We start from the raw sequence: 15,652 nt of genomic DNA on the forward strand, positions 1-15,652 counted from the left end.
ACAATGACGGAGATAGAAAATGACCCCTTCACTGCGTAAATTGGCCCTCGCCGCCGGCTGCATGCTGTTCGCCGGCCAACTGCTGGCCGCCGAAGAACCCAAGCGCCCGGAATGCATCGCCCCGGCCTCCCCCGGCGGTGGTTTCGACCTGACCTGCAAACTGGCGCAAAGCGCGCTGGTCAACGAGAAGTTGCTGAGCAAGCCGATGCGCGTGACCTACATGCCCGGCGGCGTCGGCGCGGTGGCCTACAACGCGGTGGTCGCGCAGCGCCCTGCGGATGCCGGCACCCTGGTGGCCTGGTCCAGCGGTTCGCTGCTGAACCTGGCGCAGGGCAAGTTCGGCCGTTTCGATGAAAGCGCCGTACGTTGGCTGGCAGCGGTCGGCACCAGCTACGGTGCCATCGCAGTGAAAAACGATTCGCCCTACAAGACCCTCGACGATCTGGTCAAAGCCCTGAAGAAAGATCCGGGCAGTGTCGTCATCGGTTCCGGCGGCACCGTCGGCAGCCAGGACTGGATGCAAACCGCCCTGATCGCCAAGGCCGCCGGGATCAACCCGCGTGAGCTGCGCTACGTGGCCCTCGAAGGCGGCGGTGAAATCGCCACCGCCCTGCTCGGCGGTCACATCCAGGTGGGCAGTACCGACATCTCCGACTCCATGCCACACATCCTCAGCGGTGACATGCGTCTGCTGGCGGTGTTCTCCGAAGAGCGCCTGGACGAGCCGGAAATGAAGAACATTCCGACGGCCAAAGAGCAAGGCTACGACATCGTCTGGCCAGTGGTGCGCGGTTTCTACCTCGGGCCAAAAGTCAGCGATGCCGACTACGCCTGGTGGAAAGATGCGTTCGACAAACTGCTGGCCTCCGACGAGTTCGCCAAGCTGCGTGACCAGCGCGAGCTGTTCCCGTTCGCCATGACCGGCCCGGAGCTGGACACCTACGTGAAGAAACAGGTGGCTGACTACAAAGTGCTGGCCAAAGAGTTTGGCTTGATCCAGTAAATGCCCTCTGTGGGAGCGCGCTTGCCCGCGAAAAACGTCAACGATGACGCGTGCGGCCTGGATACACGCGGCGCCCTTGCATTCTTCGCGAGCCACTGCGCTCCCACAAAAGCGGCCTAGGAGTTTCCTATGCTTTTACAACGCATTTTCGCCAGCGTGATGCTGCTGGTCTGTGCCGGTCTTGCGCTGATGGCGTGGCCGTACCAGGCCGCATTTTCCTACGAGCCGGTCGGGCCTCGTGCCTACCCGCTGCTGATGCTCGGGCTGATGAGCCTGGGCCTGATCTACATGATCATCCGCCCACAGCCGACCAAACACACGGAAGAAGAACCGGCGCTGGATCGCGAGACCCTGATCAAGATCGGCATCTGCGTGGCGCTGCTCATCGTGTTCGCCGCCACCTTCGAGCCTCTGGGTTTCATCCTCAGCAGCATGCTGATCGGCATCCCCATGGCGCGCCTGTATGGCGGCCGCTGGTTGCCGAGCGTGGTGATCGTCAGCCTGATGGCCGTGGGCCTCTATCTGCTGTTCGATAAAGCCATGGATGTTCCGCTGCCCCTCGGCCTGCTCGACGTTCTGGAGAACTGATATGGATACTTTCAGCTATTTGGGCCAGGGCTTCGGCGTTGCACTGTCCCCGTACAACCTGGTGACCGCGCTGTGCGGCACCTTGATCGGCACCGTAGTCGGCCTGTTGCCGGGCCTGGGTCCGATCAACGGCGTGGCCTTGCTGATCCCGATTGCATTCGCCCTGGGCTTGCCGCCGGAGTCGGCGTTGATCCTGCTGGCGGCCGTGTACCTGGGCTGCGAATACGGCGGCCGGATCAGTTCGATCCTGCTGAACATTCCGGGCGAAGCCTCCACCGTAATGACCACCCTCGACGGTTACCCGATGGCCCGCAAAGGCCTGGCGGGTGTAGCGCTGTCGTTGTCGGCGTGGAGTTCGTTCATCGGCGCGTTCATCGCCACCTGCGGCATGGTGCTGTTTGCACCGTTGCTTGCCAAATGGGCGATTGCCTTCGGTCCGGCGGAATATTTCGTACTGATGGTGTTCGCGATTGTCTGCCTCGGCGGTATGGCCGGTGACAAACCGTTGAAGACCTTTGTTGCAGCGCTGATCGGCCTGTTCCTGTCGGCGGTGGGCATCGACGCCAACAGCGGTGTGTACCGCTTTACCGGCGACAACATCCACCTCACCGACGGCATCCAGTTTGTGGTGTTGGTGCTGGGTCTGTTCTCCATCAGCGAGATTCTGTTGCTGCTGGAAAAAACCCACCGTGGCCAGGAAGCCGTGAAAGCCACCGGACGGATGATGTTCAACCTGAAGGAAGCATCCGCTGTCTTCTTGGTGAATATCCGTTGTGGCCTGCTGGGCTTCATCATGGGCGTGCTGCCTGGCGCTGGCGCAACATTGGCCTCAGCGGTTGCCTACATGACCGAGAAACGCATGGCCGGTGCCAGCGGCAAATTCGGCCAGGGCGACATGCGCGGCCTCGCCGCCCCGGAAACCGCGATCGGCGCATCCGCCTGCGGTGCCCTGGTGCCGATGCTGACCCTCGGCGTACCCGGTTCGGGCACCACGGCGGTGATGATCGGCGCATTGTCGCTGTACAACATCACGCCCGGCCCGCTGCTGTTCCAACAGCAACCGGACATCGTCTGGGGCCTGATCGCCTCGTTGTTTATCGCCAACATCATGCTGGTGATCCTCAACATCCCGATGATCCGCATCTTCACGCGCATCCTCGCCGTGCCGAACTGGGCGCTGGTACCGGTGATCGCGATCATCACCGCGATCGGTGTGTACGCCGTTCACGCCACCACCTTCGACCTGTTCCTGATGGTCGGCATCGGCATCTTCGGCTACATCCTGCGCAAGCTCGACTTCCCGCTGTCGCCAGTCCTGCTGGGCTTTATCCTCGGCGGCTTGATGGAGCAGAACCTGCGCCGGGCGCTGTCGATTTCCAACGGTGCGCTGGACATCCTCTGGTCGAGCCCGATCACCTTTGGTGTGTGGGTGCTGACCGCGCTGATGCTGGCTTTACCGCTGGTACGGATCTATCGCAAACGTGCCCTGCAGCGTCGTGCCGTGGCCGATGTCTGAAGTCACCTTTAAACATTGGTGGGGAACACCGCTGGTCGGCCTGGCCGGCGGTTACCTGGCCAGCCTTGTCGGCTGGCCCTTGCCGTATATGGTCGGCTCGTTGCTGGCGATCATCCTGGTGCGCTGCCTCACGCCGTGGCAGTTGGCGGAGATTCCCGGCGGGCGCAAATGCGGCCAATGGGTGGTAGGGATTGGCATCGGCCTGCACTTCACGCCGTTGGTGATCGAGCAGGTGCTGAGCCATTTCGGGCTGATCTTCTTCGGCGCGCTGATCACCAGCCTTTCCAGCGTGGTCGGCGTCTGGTTGATGCGGCGCAGCGGTGAAGACCGCGCCACCGCATTTTTCTCCAGCATGCCGGGCGGTTCCGGGGAGATGGTCAACCTGGGCGCACGCAATGGTGCGGTGCTCAGCCGGGTCGCGGCGGGGCAAAGCCTGCGGGTGCTGGTGGTGGTGCTGTGCGTGCCGGCGATCTTCAAGTATGTGCTGGAAGGCGGCGCGCCACAGTTTCATCCGGCGCCGGTGAGTTGGCCGTGGCTGTTCGCGTTGTTTGCGCTTGGCGCATTGGTGGCCTGGGGTTGGCAGCATTTGCGTCAGCCAAACCCGTGGTTGTTCGGGCCGTTGCTGGTGAGTGCGACCGCCAGCGTCGTATGGGATCTGCATATCGGCCTGCCCGATGGCGGCAGCCAGATCGGCCAGTGGTTGATCGGCAGCGGTTTGGGTTGCCACTTCAATCGTCAGTTCTTTCGCCGGGCGCCGTCGTTCATGGGCCGTACCCTGGTTGGTACGGCGTTGACCATGGCCTTGGCGACGTTGGCTGCGGTGGGATTGAGTGCGTTGACCCATCTGGATCTACGCTCGCTGACCCTGGGCATGATGCCCGGCGGCATTGCCGAGATGAGCCTCACGGCCGAGACCCTGCAACTGTCGGTGCCGTTGGTGACGGCGATGCAGGTAATGCGCTTGTTGTTCGTGTTGTTTTTGGCAGAGCCGCTGTTTCGTCACTGGAACCGCCAAACCTGATCTGCCATCGAACAGTGGCCTCTCAAGGGCCACTGCCATTCGTCTGAACTGTCAAGTCTGACAGCTAGCCAAACGCTCTCGTCACGATGATCAATGATGTGCACATGCCTATCGAGGACTGTGATCATGCGCCCGTCTTTCAAGGATCAAAAAACCGATGACGAACCGGCTGCCATCGTCAAAACGGTCGCCGTTCCAGGCGCGCCCAATCGCCTTGCGTTGAATGGTGATGGATCGCGCCTCTACGTCACCAGTTCCACCCTTCCACAAGGCATCATTGTTATCGATACCGCAAACTTGAGCATCATCACGACGATCACCGAGGCAGGCTCGCCCATCTGGCTCGCCATGCACCCAACTGCCCAACGCCTCTATGCCTGCGACGGCAGCCAAGCCACCGATACGCCTGTCAACGTGATCGACACCTCGACCAACACGCTCATCAATCAAATCAGGGGGTTCACCACCGTCCGGGGCATTGCATTGAATTCGACCGGTGCGCGCCTGTACGTCGCTGACCAAGGCGCTTCGCAAGTGGTGGCGATCGATACCAGCACCCATCAGCGAATCGCTGCGACTGCCGTGCGCCATCCCAGAGACATTTGTGTGGCGCCCGGCAACGCGCGCTCACATGTCGCCTCGATCCTCGATGACTGGACCAGCATCAACCTGGGAACCAATCGGGTCGTGTTCCAAACCAGCACGATTGCTGGAGAGCCCACCAGCATTGTGCATGCACGCTTCGCCGCTCGCGTGTACATCACCTACCGGGATCGTGGCGAGGTGTATATCGGGGACACCACCACCGCTCAGGCAAGCTCGACTCTCAGCGGGTTGCTCGGCCCTTTCCAGATCGCTTTTCACACGATGCTGGAGCGAGCCTACCTCACCGAAACCGATGGCAACCGAGTCAGTATCATCAATACCCGCACCCAAACCGTGACTGGCACGATCCCTGGCTTCGACAAGCCGCGCGGCATCGTTGTAGCGCCCAGCGGCCGATTGGCATACGTCGCCAATATCGGCAGTTCAACAGTGGCAGAAGTCCGCTTGTAGGGCACAGCGACCGACATTAAAGCGACGGCAACCGCCACTCAATCGGCGTTTCGCCATTCTGCTCAAGAAACTTGTTGGTGCGGCTGAAATGCCCGCAACCCAAAAACCCGCGATACGCCGACAACGGCGACGGATGCACTGACGTCAGCACCAGGTGCTTGGTCGCATCAATCAACTTCTGCTTGCCCTGGGCATGGGCGCCCCACAGTAAAAACACCAAGTGCGGCTGATGCGCGCTGACCACTTCGATAATCCGATCAGTAAAAAACTGCCAGCCCTTGCCCGCATGCGCGTTGGCGTTGGCACGCTCCACGGTCATGGTGGTGTTGAGCAGCAGCACGCCCTGATCCGCCCAGCTTTGCAGGCAACCGTGGTTGGGGATGTCGATGTTCAGGTCGCGCTTGAGCTCTTTGTAGATATTGAGCAGCGACGGCGGCGTGGGTATGCCCGGTTGCACCGAGAAGCACAGGCCGTGGGCCTGGCCGGGGCCGTGGTACGGGTCCTGGCCGAGGATCACCACCTTGACCTTGTCCAGCGGCGTCGAGTTGAGCGCGTTGAAGATCAGCGGGCCTGGCGGGTAGATCTCTTTGCCGGCCGCATGTTCCTCGCGCAGGAACTCGCGCAACTGGCTCATATACGGTTGCTCGAACTCATCGCGCAGGGCGTGCTTCCAGGTGGGTTCGAGTTTGATACGGTCGCCTTCGGTCATGATGCAATGGTCTTGTAAAAAAGAATGAGGCGAACCCTAGGAAAGCCGACCCCGCTTGTCAATTGATCTGACACACCACCGGCACTTTCCTACGAAGCGATCATACTAATCCTCTACCTTCCTGAATGAGGTCACGATGAACCTGCACTTCGAAGAGCTGACCGGCAGCGACGGTGCCCGCATCGGTATCGCCAGCCTGGACGCCGAAAAATCCCTCAACGCCCTCTCCCTACCGATGATCCTGGCCCTGGGCGAACGCCTGGACAGTTGGGCGAAAGACCCGAATATCGTGTGCGTGCTACTGCGCGGCAATGGGCCCAAGGCATTTTGCGCCGGTGGCGAAGTGCGCAGCCTCGCGATGGAGTGCCGCGAACAACCCGGCGTGGTGCCGGCGCTGGCCGCGCAGTTTTTTGCGGCGGAGTATCGCCTCGACTATCACCTGCACACGTACCCGAAACCGCTGATCTGCTGGGGCCACGGCTATGTGCTGGGTGGCGGCATGGGCCTGCTGCAAAGTGCGTCGGTGCGCATCGTTACGCCAAGCAGCCGCCTGGCAATGCCGGAGATCAGTATCGGCCTGTACCCGGATGTGGGCGCCAGTTGGTTCTTGTCGCGCATGCCGGGCAAGCTCGGCCTGTTCCTCGGCCTGACCGGCGCGCATATCAACGGTCGCGATGCCTTGGACCTGGGCCTGGCCGACCGCTTCCTGCGCGACGACCAGCAGGACGAATTGATCGAAGGCCTGCTGCAACTGAACTGGCAGGAACAAACGTCGATACAACTCAACAGCCTGCTCAAGGCGCTGGCCCAGGAAGCCGTCAGCCAGCAACCCGAAGCGCAGTGGTTGCCGCGCCGGACGCAGATCGACGCCTGGCTGGACGTGGGTGATGTACGCGGAGCCTGGCGCGCCTTGAGCCAGTTGCGCGAGCACGACGACCCGCTGTTCAGCCGTGCCGGCAAGACCTTGAGCGAAGGCTGCCCACTCACCGCGCACCTGGTGTGGGAACAACTGCACCGAGCCCGTCACCTGTCCCTGGCCCAGGTGTTTCAGATGGAATACACCTTGAGCCTCAATTGCTGCCGTCACCCGGAGTTCAGCGAAGGCGTGCGTGCGCGCTTGATCGACAAGGACCAGACGCCGCACTGGCATTGGCCGGACATCAACAGCCTGCCGGACGCGGTCGTACAGGCTCACTTCCACAAGGTGTGGGAAGGTCGCCACCCGCTGGCGGATTTGTCCGAATACTGAGTATTTCGCGCAAAAAAAAGCGGCGCTTCCTGCGCCGCTTGCTTTCAAGTCCTGTCAGCGGTGACCGCCGCGGCCGCCGCCATGGTCGGAACCGCGACCACGTCCATCATGCCCGCCATGATCGCCACGATCACCCCAGCCCTGGTTCGGATAGGGCCGGTAACCGGCACGCGGGCCGTAGTAACGCGGGGCCGGCTGGTAATAGCGCGGCGCCGGGTAGTAGCGCGGTTGCGGCGCGTAATAACGCGGTGCGGGGTAGTAATCACGGCGGTATTGGTAAGCGGTGCCACCCCCGTAGTAATACGCCGGCGCCGGTGACGTATAGACCTCGGATCGATAGTAACTCTGGCCTCCATCGTAGTAGGGCACACAGGCTGAAAGGGTCAGACCGAATAAAGCGCTGAGCAGCAGTCGTCGATACATGGCGGCCTCCTGGACCGCGAAGGAGCTCCTCCAGCGACGCTGGGGGGCGGCACTCAGCTTTCACCGAATGACGAAATATCTGACAACAAAAACCGAATCTGGTGCGTTTTGGTTACAACTAGACACAACTACACAGGTTGCCGATACACGCCCTGCGCAGCGTACTCACGCATAAGGTTTATCCATCATGGGGCTGTATCGATTCAGTAAATTTATCTGGCCCGAAACTTTGTTGATTGCGATGATGTCGCTATGACATCGCACCAGGCCAGGGAGGCTCTAGCGTGCGTACTTCGCCAACTCCCTCGGATTCGAGCCATGAAAATTTCAACCAAGCTTCTACTTTCATTTCTACTCTGTGCACTGGTCACACTTGGGGTCGGTACGCTGGGCATCAAAGGCGTGGTCCGACTCGCCACCGCGCTGGAACTGACGTTCTCCAACAATCTGGTTTCGGTCAGCACCACCGCCGCCACCCTCAATGGCCTGGTCGCGCACAACCGCGGTTTGTACCGGCTGATGGATGCCAGCAAAGGCGACGTCTCCCAGCAAGACCGCGACCGCGTGCGTCAGGACATCGCCACCGAACTCAAGCGCAGCCAGGCCGCCTACGCCACCTACCGCGCGACACCGCTGGAAGCCGACGAACGGGCGGCGGGCGACAAGCTTGACCAGATCTGGCCCACCTATATCAGCAACTCCGAACGCATCATGGCCATGCTCGACGGCGGCCAGGTCGAGCAGGCTCGGGCCCAGCTCAACAGCACCAACAACGAACTGTTCCGCCAGGCACGCGAGCTGATTCGCGTGATCATCGAGTCGAATAACCGCCAGATCAAGGAAGGCGCCGTGGCCGCCGACGAACTGCGCAGCAGCGCCATGGCCTGGATGATCGGCGGCATCGTGATGGCCTTCCTGATCGCGATCATCATTGGCGTGCTGATCACCCGCCTGATCACCCGCCCTATCGCACAAGCGGTGCAGAGTGCGCAGCGCATTGCTCGTGGCGACCTGACCCACGCCATCCTCACCGAACGCACCGACGAAGCCGGGCAACTGCTGATGGCGCTGTCGGACATGCAAGGTGGCCTGAAAAGCACCCTGCTGGAAATCGCCAATGCCTCCGACCAGTTGGCCTCCGCCGCCGAAGAACTGAGCGCGGTCACCGAAGAAAGCAGCCGTGGGCTGACCCGCCAGAATGACGAAATCCAGCAAGCCGCCACCGCCGTGAACCAGATGACCGCCGCCGTGGACGAAGTGGCGAGCAACGCCGTGTCCACCTCGCAAGCCTCGCGCAAGGCCACCGACGAAGCCGAAGACGGCCGCCAGCAGGTGGCGCAGGCGGTGTCCGGCATGAGCGCGATGGTGGTCGAGATCAACGATTCGACGCAGTCGGTCGCAGACCTCGCCGGCCAGGTGCGGGAAATCGGCAAGGTGATCGACGTGATCCGCGGCATCGCCGACCAAACCAACCTGCTGGCGCTCAATGCGGCCATCGAAGCGGCCCGCGCAGGCGAGCAAGGCCGTGGTTTTGCGGTGGTGGCCGATGAAGTGCGTGCGTTGGCTCATCGCACCCAAACCTCCACGGTCGACATCGAAAAAATGATTGGGGAAGTGCAGGTGGGCGCCGACGACGCGGTGGCCGCGATGAACAAAAGCCTGACCTGGGCCAACAACACCCAGACCCTGGCGCAAAATGCCGGCGAAGCGCTGCAGCGCATCACCGACAGCGTGGCGCTGATCAATGAGCGCAACCTGGTGATCGCCTCCGCCTCCGAGGAGCAGGCCCAGGTTGCCCGTGAAGTCGACCGCAACCTGCTCAACATCCAGGACCTGTCCACCCAGACCGCCGCTGGCGCCCACCAGACCAACGCCTCCAGCCAGGACCTGTCGCGCCTGGCCACATCGTTCAACGTACTGGTCAGCAAGTTCCAGCTGTAAGTAGCCTGCGTCGGGGCAGCGCTGTATCGTGCAAGGCACACCGGGACTCACCGGGACCTTGCACCCTTTCAGCCTGAACCGACCGATGACCACGCCAACCCTCTGCCCCGCCTGCGGCGCCCGCAACGACTGCGCCCTGGCCGACCCTCGCACCGTCGACCAGGCCTGCTGGTGCTACAGCGTCACCATCGACCCGGCGGTGCTCGAAGCGCTGCCCGATGATCTGCGCAACAAAGCCTGCCTGTGTCCGCACTGTGCCCAGGTGGATGCGCAGCTACGCGGACTTGAGCAGCCGTAATGCGCGTCGATCGTTTCCTCAGCAACCTGCCACGTTTCAATCGCAAGCAAGTGCGTCTGCTGCTGGTTGAACGGCGTGTGACCGTCGACGGCGTTGCAGTCAGCGATCCGCACCATGAAGTGCGCGAATTCAGTCGTGTATGTGTTGATGATGAGGTTCTGCAGGCGGGCAAACCGGCGCGGTATTTCATGCTGCACAAGCCGCAGGGGTGCGTGAGCGCTACAACAGACCCGCAACACCCGACCGTGCTCGATTGGCTCGATGAACCGGACAAGGACGAGTTGCATATCGCCGGGCGCCTGGACTTCAACACCACCGGCCTGATGCTGATCACCAACGACGGCCAGTGGTCACGGCGCCTGACACAGCCGCAGACCAAGCTGCCCAAGGTCTACCTTGTCGAGACCGAACAGGACATCGGCCCGCAATACGCGCCGACGTTTGCCGCAGGCCTGTACTTTGCGTTCGAAGACCTCACCACCCAACCGGCCGCACTTGAGTTGCTGGGGCCGAGAACGGCGCGGCTGAGCATCATTGAAGGGCGCTATCACCAGGTGAAGCGTATGTTCGGGCATTTCGATAACAAGGTCATCGGCCTGCATCGCGAGCGGATGGGCCCCTTGGTGCTGGATGCCGCCCTGGCGCCGGGCGAGTACCGGGCGCTGACCGACGACGAAATCCGACAGGTCTGACGACCGTTCGGCCGGTGATGGCAAAAAACCGTTTTATAACCTTGCGAGGTGGCAGGTCTGCTGCTTGAATCCAAATCACCAGCCAAATTATGACTGGCGAGTCGCCTATAACTTCCAAGAAACACCCTACCCCCGCCCGCGCTTGATCTACGGGCCTTCCAGGCAAAACTGCCCGCCATAACAACACCCGTCGGCCAGCCGTCAGCGGATCGACATGGGCGCTCATTTTCCAGGCGTATGCCTACCTGTCACAAAGCTCGTGCAGAGTTACCTGCGCGCCCTACCCGCTTGCCAGGAGTCTTACGACATGAGGCCAGAAATCGCTGTGTTGGATATACAGGGTCAGTATCGGGTTTACACGGAGTTCTATCGCGCGGACGCTGCTGCAAAGACCATCATCATGGTCAATGGCTCCATGGCCACCACGGCATCCTTCGCTCAAACCGTCAAAAGCCTGCACCCGCAATTCAATGTGGTTTTGTACGATCAGCCCTATGCTGGCCGTTCCAAAATCCATAACCGTCATGAGCAAATGCTGACAAAGGACGTCGAAGGCCAGATCCTCCTGGAACTCATCGACCACTTCGCCGCCGAACACGTGCTGTCATTCTCCTGGGGCGGCGCCGCCACCCTGGTCGCCCTCGCCCACCGCCCGCGCCGTGTGGAGAAGGCAGTGATCAGCTCGTTCTCACCCGTGATCAACGCGCCCATGCGCGACTACCTTGAACGTGGCGTTGACTACCTCGGCAACCTCGACCGCGACCGCGTCGGCCACCTCGTCAACAACACCATCGGCAAACACCTGCCGTCGTTGTTCAAGCGCTTCAACTACAAGCACGTGAGCAGCCTGGCCGAGCATGAATACGGGCAGATGCACTTCCACATCAGCCAAGTGCTCAACAGTGATCGACTGTGCTACCTCAAGGCAGCCAAGCAGATCGACATTCCGGTGCTGTTCTTGAACGGCGAATGGGACGAATACACCAGCGCCGAGGATGCCAAGCTGTTCGGCCAACATGTGGCCAACAGCAGCTTCAACACCATCCAGGCCACCGGGCACTTCCTGGATATGGAGCACAAGGCAGCGTGCCGGGACAGCCGGGACGCGGTCCTCGGCTTCTTGAAATCAGAGCGGCCAGCCAGCCGATTGCGGTACCACCAAGGCCAGACACAGCATGCATTTGCAATCTGAAATGCGATCCTGTGCAGGAGAAAGTCAGTGATCGAACGCAGACTTGCTCCTGCACAGGCTCCGTCCATCGGTTTATCCGACGCACGCAACCTGCACATTTTCCAAAGAAAAACTTCAAATCCCGATGAACATCTGGTACAAAGTCAGCCGCTCTGAGCGGGTATAGTTTAATGGTAGAACAGTAGCTTCCCAAGCTTCCGACGAGGGTTCGATTCCCTCTACCCGCTCCACCTTTTCAATCCCTCGTTATCCCTCCCCCTCCCGAAACACCCCAAGCCCCCGCAAACACTGAACCAACCCAACTCCCGGCTGATCCCTTCTATTCCCATCCATACCCACATTGCCCTTGATTCCGTGTATGGCGCGATGTATGGTGCGGAACACTTCGAACCAAACCATACAAAAACCAACCATGAAACGATCCGAAATCAAGCGCCGGCCACTGGCCGACACGGTGCTGGCTTCCCTGGAGCCAGAGGAAAAGGAGTACCGCGAGAACTATGGAATTGATCGGCTTTATTTCGTGGTCAGCAGCACCGGCCGCAAGCGCTGGGAGCTGAGATTCAAGAAGCCTGACGGCAAATGGGGCTGGCACGGCCTGGGTTCATATCCAGACGTCACTGCCAAAAAGGCCAGAGACAAGGCGCAGGAAGCGCAGAGGCTGAACGCCGACGGCGTCGACCCCATCACGCATAAGGCGAATATCAAGGCGTCCAGGGACGCGGCCCAGGCGAACACGTTCAAGGCCGCCGCCGATCTGTGGCTGGAAAAGAAGGTAAAGGATGGCCGGGCCGAGAAGACGCTCGCCGGTATCAATGGCGCGCTGACCAACGACATCCTCCCCGCCCTGGGCAGCAAGCCGCTGAACAAGATCACACGCGCCGACTGCGCCAACCTGCAGGCGAGTATCGAGAGCCGCGGTGCCCACAACACCGCCGAGAAGGTGCGTGTATGGGTCAACCAGATATTCGGCCTGGCCATCGCCAGGGGCATGACCGAGAACAATCCGGCCAGCAACCTGATCGACATCGCCGAGAAGGCGCCAGCGGAAACACAGTATCCGCACCTGGTCGAGTCTGAGTTGCCGGAGTTTCTGCGCGCCCTGGAGATGTCGAGTAGCGGCACAATCGTTCGCACAGCTTCATGGCTCACGCTGCTGACGGCTTCGCGCCCCGGCATGACGCGTTGGGCGGAATGGAGCGAGGTGGATGTAGAGGGGGCGTTATGGACCGTACCAGCCGTGAAGATGAAGATGCGCCGCGACCACGTCGTGCCGCTCCCCGTCCAAGCGGTGGAGATGATCAAGGATCTACAGCGGCTTACTGGTCGATCGCGCTATCTGTTCCCTTCCAGCGGCGAAAAGGTGCCGGTCATATCTGACGCGTCGATCAACAAGTGCTTCGCACTGATCGGATACAAAGGCCGTATGACGGGGCACGGAAGCCGGCACACCTGCGAAACGCTGCTATCCGAATACGGGTGGGATGAGAATTGGCGCGACATGCACCTGGCTCATAAAAAGGCGGGGCTCAAGGGCGTATATGACAAAGCGACGTACCTGCCCCAGAGAAGGAAGATGGTGCAGTGGTACGCCGACTATCTCGATGCGCTACGAGAAGGCATGACCGAAGAGAAACGCTCAGGATTCAAAGCGGCGGTGAATGCCGGATAGTCAACTGACACATCCTGCGTTCGCTTGTAGAATCGCCCCGCTGTCGCAGGCAAGGCAGGCCGGCGGAAATAACCAAGCGCCATATAGAAGGCGCCAAAAGGAGCAATACGCCATGTTCGAGAAAATAAAGGAAGCGGTAGTAGATAGCCTCAGAACGCCGGAAGAGTCGTTCCGCATCAAGTTCGAAGGAAAGCACACCCAGGCCAACACTGATCGATCAGAAGACGGCGCCTACATCGACCAGGCTATCGAGGCAGAATGGCAGCAGGCCCTGGCAGCTTTCAACGAAGAAGAAAAAGAGAAGTTCATCGATAACCAATGGTGAGCATCCTTGCTCGGCTGGGCGGCTAGAAATCCAAGGCCGCCTGGCGGGCGATCTTGTTGTGCCCTTGGTCGTTCGGGTGCAGCGTGTCGGCAAGATCTGTCGACGGATCGATAACCGCGTTCGTGTTTGAGATGGCTACGTCCAGCCCATCCCCTTTCAAAATTGCCACGTTGGTCGACACGAGAGTGTTATAGGCGGCAACACGAGCGTCCGTAGATGAGTCACTGCTACGGATGATTGTCATCGCATTTACGCGTGGCAGAGCGCCAGACGGCGGCGGGACGCTGATCCCCAGGAATGTCGCGGAACCCCCAGAGCCTACGGTCACAATTTTCAGTTCCAGGCTGTGCGGCCCATCAGACAATCCGCCGATACGCAGCGCGGATGGCCCGACAGCGCCAGCGGGGGCTGGCGATGGGCTCAGGAGCGTCCCGGTTCCAGGCCCTGCAAAGTTGACCGTAGAGCGCAACACACCGTCAATCCGAACCTCGCCTGTTGTTGCGTTGCCGTCAGTTCGCATGATGTTGAGGTAGACCACCGGACCGCTAAAGGGAACGGTTACAGTCGCGCCGACGGTGGTGGTGAACTTTGTGAAGATCTTCCCGTAGGACGAATTGCCCCAGGAGCTGGTGTAGGTGCACGCCGCATTGTTCGGGAAAACCTTGTATGCGTCAGGCACCGCCAGCCAAGACAGACATGCCAAGTGAGCCGTCGCGAAGCAATCCTTACGGTAAGCATCATCCAGATAAACGCGGCAGTCGTTGGTGCCAATCATCAGCGAGGTTGTGAAAGTTGAGTCGATGGTGAACGCGAACATCACCAGAGCCTGGTCATACATCATGGATGCGGCGACCGCGCTGATAGTTACGATCCGACCTTGGTAAGTTGCCAGAGTCCGCACGTAACCGTTTACGTAGACCCCACCTACAGGCGTCGAACCAACACCGAAAGTAATGGAATCGCCGAACGCGAAGTTCGCGCCGTATTGCTTTCCGTTGTCCAGATCGCCCGTGATATGCCACCGATTGGCAGTAATGCGGCGAATGTTTGCCCGACCGCGAGGGGTGACCTTGGCAACTTTCCCGACTGGCGTAACGATCGATACCCCGGCCACCGGAGAAATACGCAAGGCGGTGTCGCTGTCGTTGAAGAAGCCAACCTCTGTATTGGCCTTCCACGCTACCGTTGCCTCCAGCGGAATGCTGCGGATTTTCCCGGCGGCGGCTGCACAGAAGTTCAGCGAGTTGTAATCAGTGGCATCAAGCACCCGATCAAGTGGCGCATCTGCGCGGCCGACTTCAAACGTTGACTCCAGTTCAGCCTTCAGTGCCAAGGTAATCAGGAAGTCTTCCAGGGTGCCAGCGCCACGACCTACCAATGTCGTACCGTCAGCCACTGCAATATCCTGGACCACTCGCGACGTGCCGTTGGGCGCACGGTAGAAGATGTTCAGCGCGTTGTTGATTGGCCCAGTGATCGCACCAAGCAAACCAGACACGAAACGATCAACCCAAATTTTAGTGGTGGCATCCTGGGCGAGGATGGGATCTGCAAGATTGGATAGCCGATTGCCCTTGGCCTGATACTGGCCCTGGCCATCAATATCGTTCACGCCCAGCACGGGCGAACGACTTGTGATCCGCAGCAATTGCTTTAGCGCCTGCCAGACCCGGTCGAAGTCTCGGTTCACCGTGGACGAAAGAAAATCACCGTTTTCCTGGTAGTCGACGAGGCGCTGGAATGGGACGCTCAACTGCAGCAGGAGGTCGCCAGTTGGAGCGACTGCAAATGTGATGGTGCTGGTTGGGCTACCTACTCCTGTATGCGTATAACCGGACGATAGCAGCACGCCGTTTAGCAATACTTGAAGGTCGCCGGGCTCAATAACGAGGAATGGCACTGCGTAAATCGTCGTCACGCCATTTGCCGCATAACGTTTTTCGGTTGGTCCTGGTTGAACTGCCATG

Annotated in this window: 15 protein-coding genes and 1 tRNA gene; 13 read left to right on the forward strand and 3 right to left on the reverse strand. The window is 60.4% G+C overall.

Going from position 1 to position 15,652, the window contains the following annotated elements; genetic code table 11:
* The first annotated feature begins 19 nt into the window (after positions 1 to 19).
* From IB241_RS15530 to IB241_RS15550, 5 genes are all read left to right on the forward strand, one after another.
* Positions 20 to 1,003 carry a Bug family tripartite tricarboxylate transporter substrate binding protein gene (locus IB241_RS15530; RefSeq protein WP_192299171.1) on the forward strand — a complete coding sequence of 328 codons (984 nt, stop codon included), beginning with the start codon at positions 20 to 22 and terminating at the stop codon, positions 1,001 to 1,003.
* Between the two features lie 129 nt (positions 1,004 to 1,132).
* Positions 1,133 to 1,591 (forward strand): tripartite tricarboxylate transporter TctB family protein, encoded by a 459-nt coding sequence (locus IB241_RS15535; protein ID WP_192299172.1) that lies wholly within the window; start codon positions 1,133 to 1,135, stop codon positions 1,589 to 1,591.
* Position 1,592: 1 nt separating this feature from the next.
* Complete coding sequence (locus tag IB241_RS15540; protein ID WP_192299173.1) at positions 1,593 to 3,107, forward strand: tripartite tricarboxylate transporter permease; 1,515 nt, start codon at positions 1,593 to 1,595, stop codon at positions 3,105 to 3,107.
* The gene (locus IB241_RS15545) at positions 3,100 to 4,128 is read left to right on the forward strand and encodes an AbrB family transcriptional regulator (protein WP_192299174.1); all 1,029 of its coding nucleotides are present in this window, start codon (positions 3,100 to 3,102) and stop codon (positions 4,126 to 4,128) included. The genes IB241_RS15540 and IB241_RS15545 overlap by 8 nt, the downstream gene beginning before the upstream one ends.
* A gap of 126 nt (positions 4,129 to 4,254) precedes the next feature.
* Complete coding sequence (locus tag IB241_RS15550; protein ID WP_192299175.1) at positions 4,255 to 5,184, forward strand: YncE family protein; 930 nt, start codon at positions 4,255 to 4,257, stop codon at positions 5,182 to 5,184.
* Positions 5,185 to 5,200: 16 nt separating this feature from the next.
* Here IB241_RS15550 and ung read toward each other — a convergent pair whose 3' ends face one another.
* Entirely contained in the window at positions 5,201 to 5,893 is a 693-nt protein-coding gene (gene ung, locus IB241_RS15555; RefSeq protein ID WP_192299176.1) for a uracil-DNA glycosylase, read from the reverse strand.
* 136 nt (positions 5,894 to 6,029) lie between these two features.
* Here ung and IB241_RS15560 point away from each other — a divergent pair, with 136 nt between their 5' ends.
* Positions 6,030 to 7,142: an enoyl-CoA hydratase/isomerase family protein gene (locus IB241_RS15560; protein WP_192299177.1), complete on the forward strand. Its 1,113-nt coding sequence runs from the start codon at positions 6,030 to 6,032 to the stop codon at positions 7,140 to 7,142.
* Between the two features lie 54 nt (positions 7,143 to 7,196).
* On the opposite strand, the gene IB241_RS15565 is transcribed toward IB241_RS15560, so the two are convergent.
* Positions 7,197 to 7,565 (reverse strand): hypothetical protein, encoded by a 369-nt coding sequence (locus IB241_RS15565; protein WP_192299178.1) that lies wholly within the window; start codon positions 7,563 to 7,565, stop codon positions 7,197 to 7,199.
* Positions 7,566 to 7,883: 318 nt separating this feature from the next.
* Here IB241_RS15565 and IB241_RS15570 point away from each other — a divergent pair, with 318 nt between their 5' ends.
* The 7 genes from IB241_RS15570 to IB241_RS15600 all read left to right on the forward strand — a co-directional run bounded on the left by IB241_RS15570 (position 7,884) and on the right by IB241_RS15600 (position 13,685).
* A complete protein-coding gene (locus IB241_RS15570) occupies positions 7,884 to 9,506 on the forward strand; it encodes a methyl-accepting chemotaxis protein (protein WP_192299179.1) in 1,623 nt (540 codons plus the stop codon).
* Between the two features lie 85 nt (positions 9,507 to 9,591).
* Positions 9,592 to 9,804: a cysteine-rich CWC family protein gene (locus tag IB241_RS15575; RefSeq protein ID WP_192299180.1), complete on the forward strand. Its 213-nt coding sequence runs from the start codon at positions 9,592 to 9,594 to the stop codon at positions 9,802 to 9,804.
* The gene (locus tag IB241_RS15580; protein WP_192299181.1) at positions 9,804 to 10,496 is read left to right on the forward strand and encodes a 16S rRNA pseudouridine(516) synthase; all 693 of its coding nucleotides are present in this window, start codon (positions 9,804 to 9,806) and stop codon (positions 10,494 to 10,496) included. The genes IB241_RS15575 and IB241_RS15580 overlap by 1 nt, the downstream gene beginning before the upstream one ends.
* Before the next feature lie 307 nt (positions 10,497 to 10,803).
* Positions 10,804 to 11,688 carry an alpha/beta fold hydrolase gene (locus IB241_RS15585; protein WP_192299182.1) on the forward strand — a complete coding sequence of 295 codons (885 nt, stop codon included), beginning with the start codon at positions 10,804 to 10,806 and terminating at the stop codon, positions 11,686 to 11,688.
* 156 nt (positions 11,689 to 11,844) lie between these two features.
* Positions 11,845 to 11,918: transfer RNA gene (locus IB241_RS15590), tRNA-Gly, on the forward strand.
* Positions 11,919 to 12,100: 182 nt separating this feature from the next.
* Positions 12,101 to 13,360, forward strand: a complete 1,260-nt coding sequence (locus IB241_RS15595) for a tyrosine-type recombinase/integrase (RefSeq protein ID WP_192299183.1) — start codon at positions 12,101 to 12,103, stop codon at positions 13,358 to 13,360.
* Positions 13,361 to 13,472: 112 nt separating this feature from the next.
* On the forward strand, positions 13,473 to 13,685 hold the full coding sequence (locus IB241_RS15600; protein WP_192299184.1) for a hypothetical protein: 213 nt from the start codon (positions 13,473 to 13,475) through the stop codon (positions 13,683 to 13,685).
* Positions 13,686 to 13,707: 22 nt separating this feature from the next.
* Here the strand turns inward: IB241_RS15600 and IB241_RS15605 are convergent, their stop codons facing one another.
* The gene (locus IB241_RS15605) at positions 13,708 to 15,651 is read right to left on the reverse strand and encodes a hypothetical protein (protein ID WP_192299185.1); all 1,944 of its coding nucleotides are present in this window, start codon (positions 15,649 to 15,651) and stop codon (positions 13,708 to 13,710) included.
* Between the last annotated feature and the right edge of the window lies 1 nt (position 15,652).

The organism is Pseudomonas sp. PDM05 (genome assembly GCF_014851685.1).
Classification (GTDB): domain Bacteria; phylum Pseudomonadota; class Gammaproteobacteria; order Pseudomonadales; family Pseudomonadaceae; genus Aquipseudomonas.

Coding starts and splice junctions, on each gene's coding strand:
- IB241_RS15605 (WP_192299185.1), bottom strand. CDS start 15,651: ATGGCAGTTCAACCAGGACCAACCGAAAAACGTTATGCGGCAAATGGC.
- ung (WP_192299176.1), bottom strand. CDS start 5,893: ATGACCGAAGGCGACCGTATCAAACTCGAACCCACCTGGAAGCACGCC.
- IB241_RS15560 (WP_192299177.1), top strand. CDS start 6,030: ATGAACCTGCACTTCGAAGAGCTGACCGGCAGCGACGGTGCCCGCATC.
- IB241_RS15530 (WP_192299171.1), top strand. CDS start 20: ATGACCCCTTCACTGCGTAAATTGGCCCTCGCCGCCGGCTGCATGCTG.
- IB241_RS15575 (WP_192299180.1), top strand. CDS start 9,592: ATGACCACGCCAACCCTCTGCCCCGCCTGCGGCGCCCGCAACGACTGC.
- IB241_RS15585 (WP_192299182.1), top strand. CDS start 10,804: ATGAGGCCAGAAATCGCTGTGTTGGATATACAGGGTCAGTATCGGGTT.
- IB241_RS15535 (WP_192299172.1), top strand. CDS start 1,133: ATGCTTTTACAACGCATTTTCGCCAGCGTGATGCTGCTGGTCTGTGCC.
- IB241_RS15570 (WP_192299179.1), top strand. CDS start 7,884: ATGAAAATTTCAACCAAGCTTCTACTTTCATTTCTACTCTGTGCACTG.
- IB241_RS15595 (WP_192299183.1), top strand. CDS start 12,101: ATGAAACGATCCGAAATCAAGCGCCGGCCACTGGCCGACACGGTGCTG.
- IB241_RS15540 (WP_192299173.1), top strand. CDS start 1,593: ATGGATACTTTCAGCTATTTGGGCCAGGGCTTCGGCGTTGCACTGTCC.
- IB241_RS15600 (WP_192299184.1), top strand. CDS start 13,473: ATGTTCGAGAAAATAAAGGAAGCGGTAGTAGATAGCCTCAGAACGCCG.
- IB241_RS15550 (WP_192299175.1), top strand. CDS start 4,255: ATGCGCCCGTCTTTCAAGGATCAAAAAACCGATGACGAACCGGCTGCC.
- IB241_RS15545 (WP_192299174.1), top strand. CDS start 3,100: ATGTCTGAAGTCACCTTTAAACATTGGTGGGGAACACCGCTGGTCGGC.
- IB241_RS15565 (WP_192299178.1), bottom strand. CDS start 7,565: ATGTATCGACGACTGCTGCTCAGCGCTTTATTCGGTCTGACCCTTTCA.
- IB241_RS15580 (WP_192299181.1), top strand. CDS start 9,804: ATGCGCGTCGATCGTTTCCTCAGCAACCTGCCACGTTTCAATCGCAAG.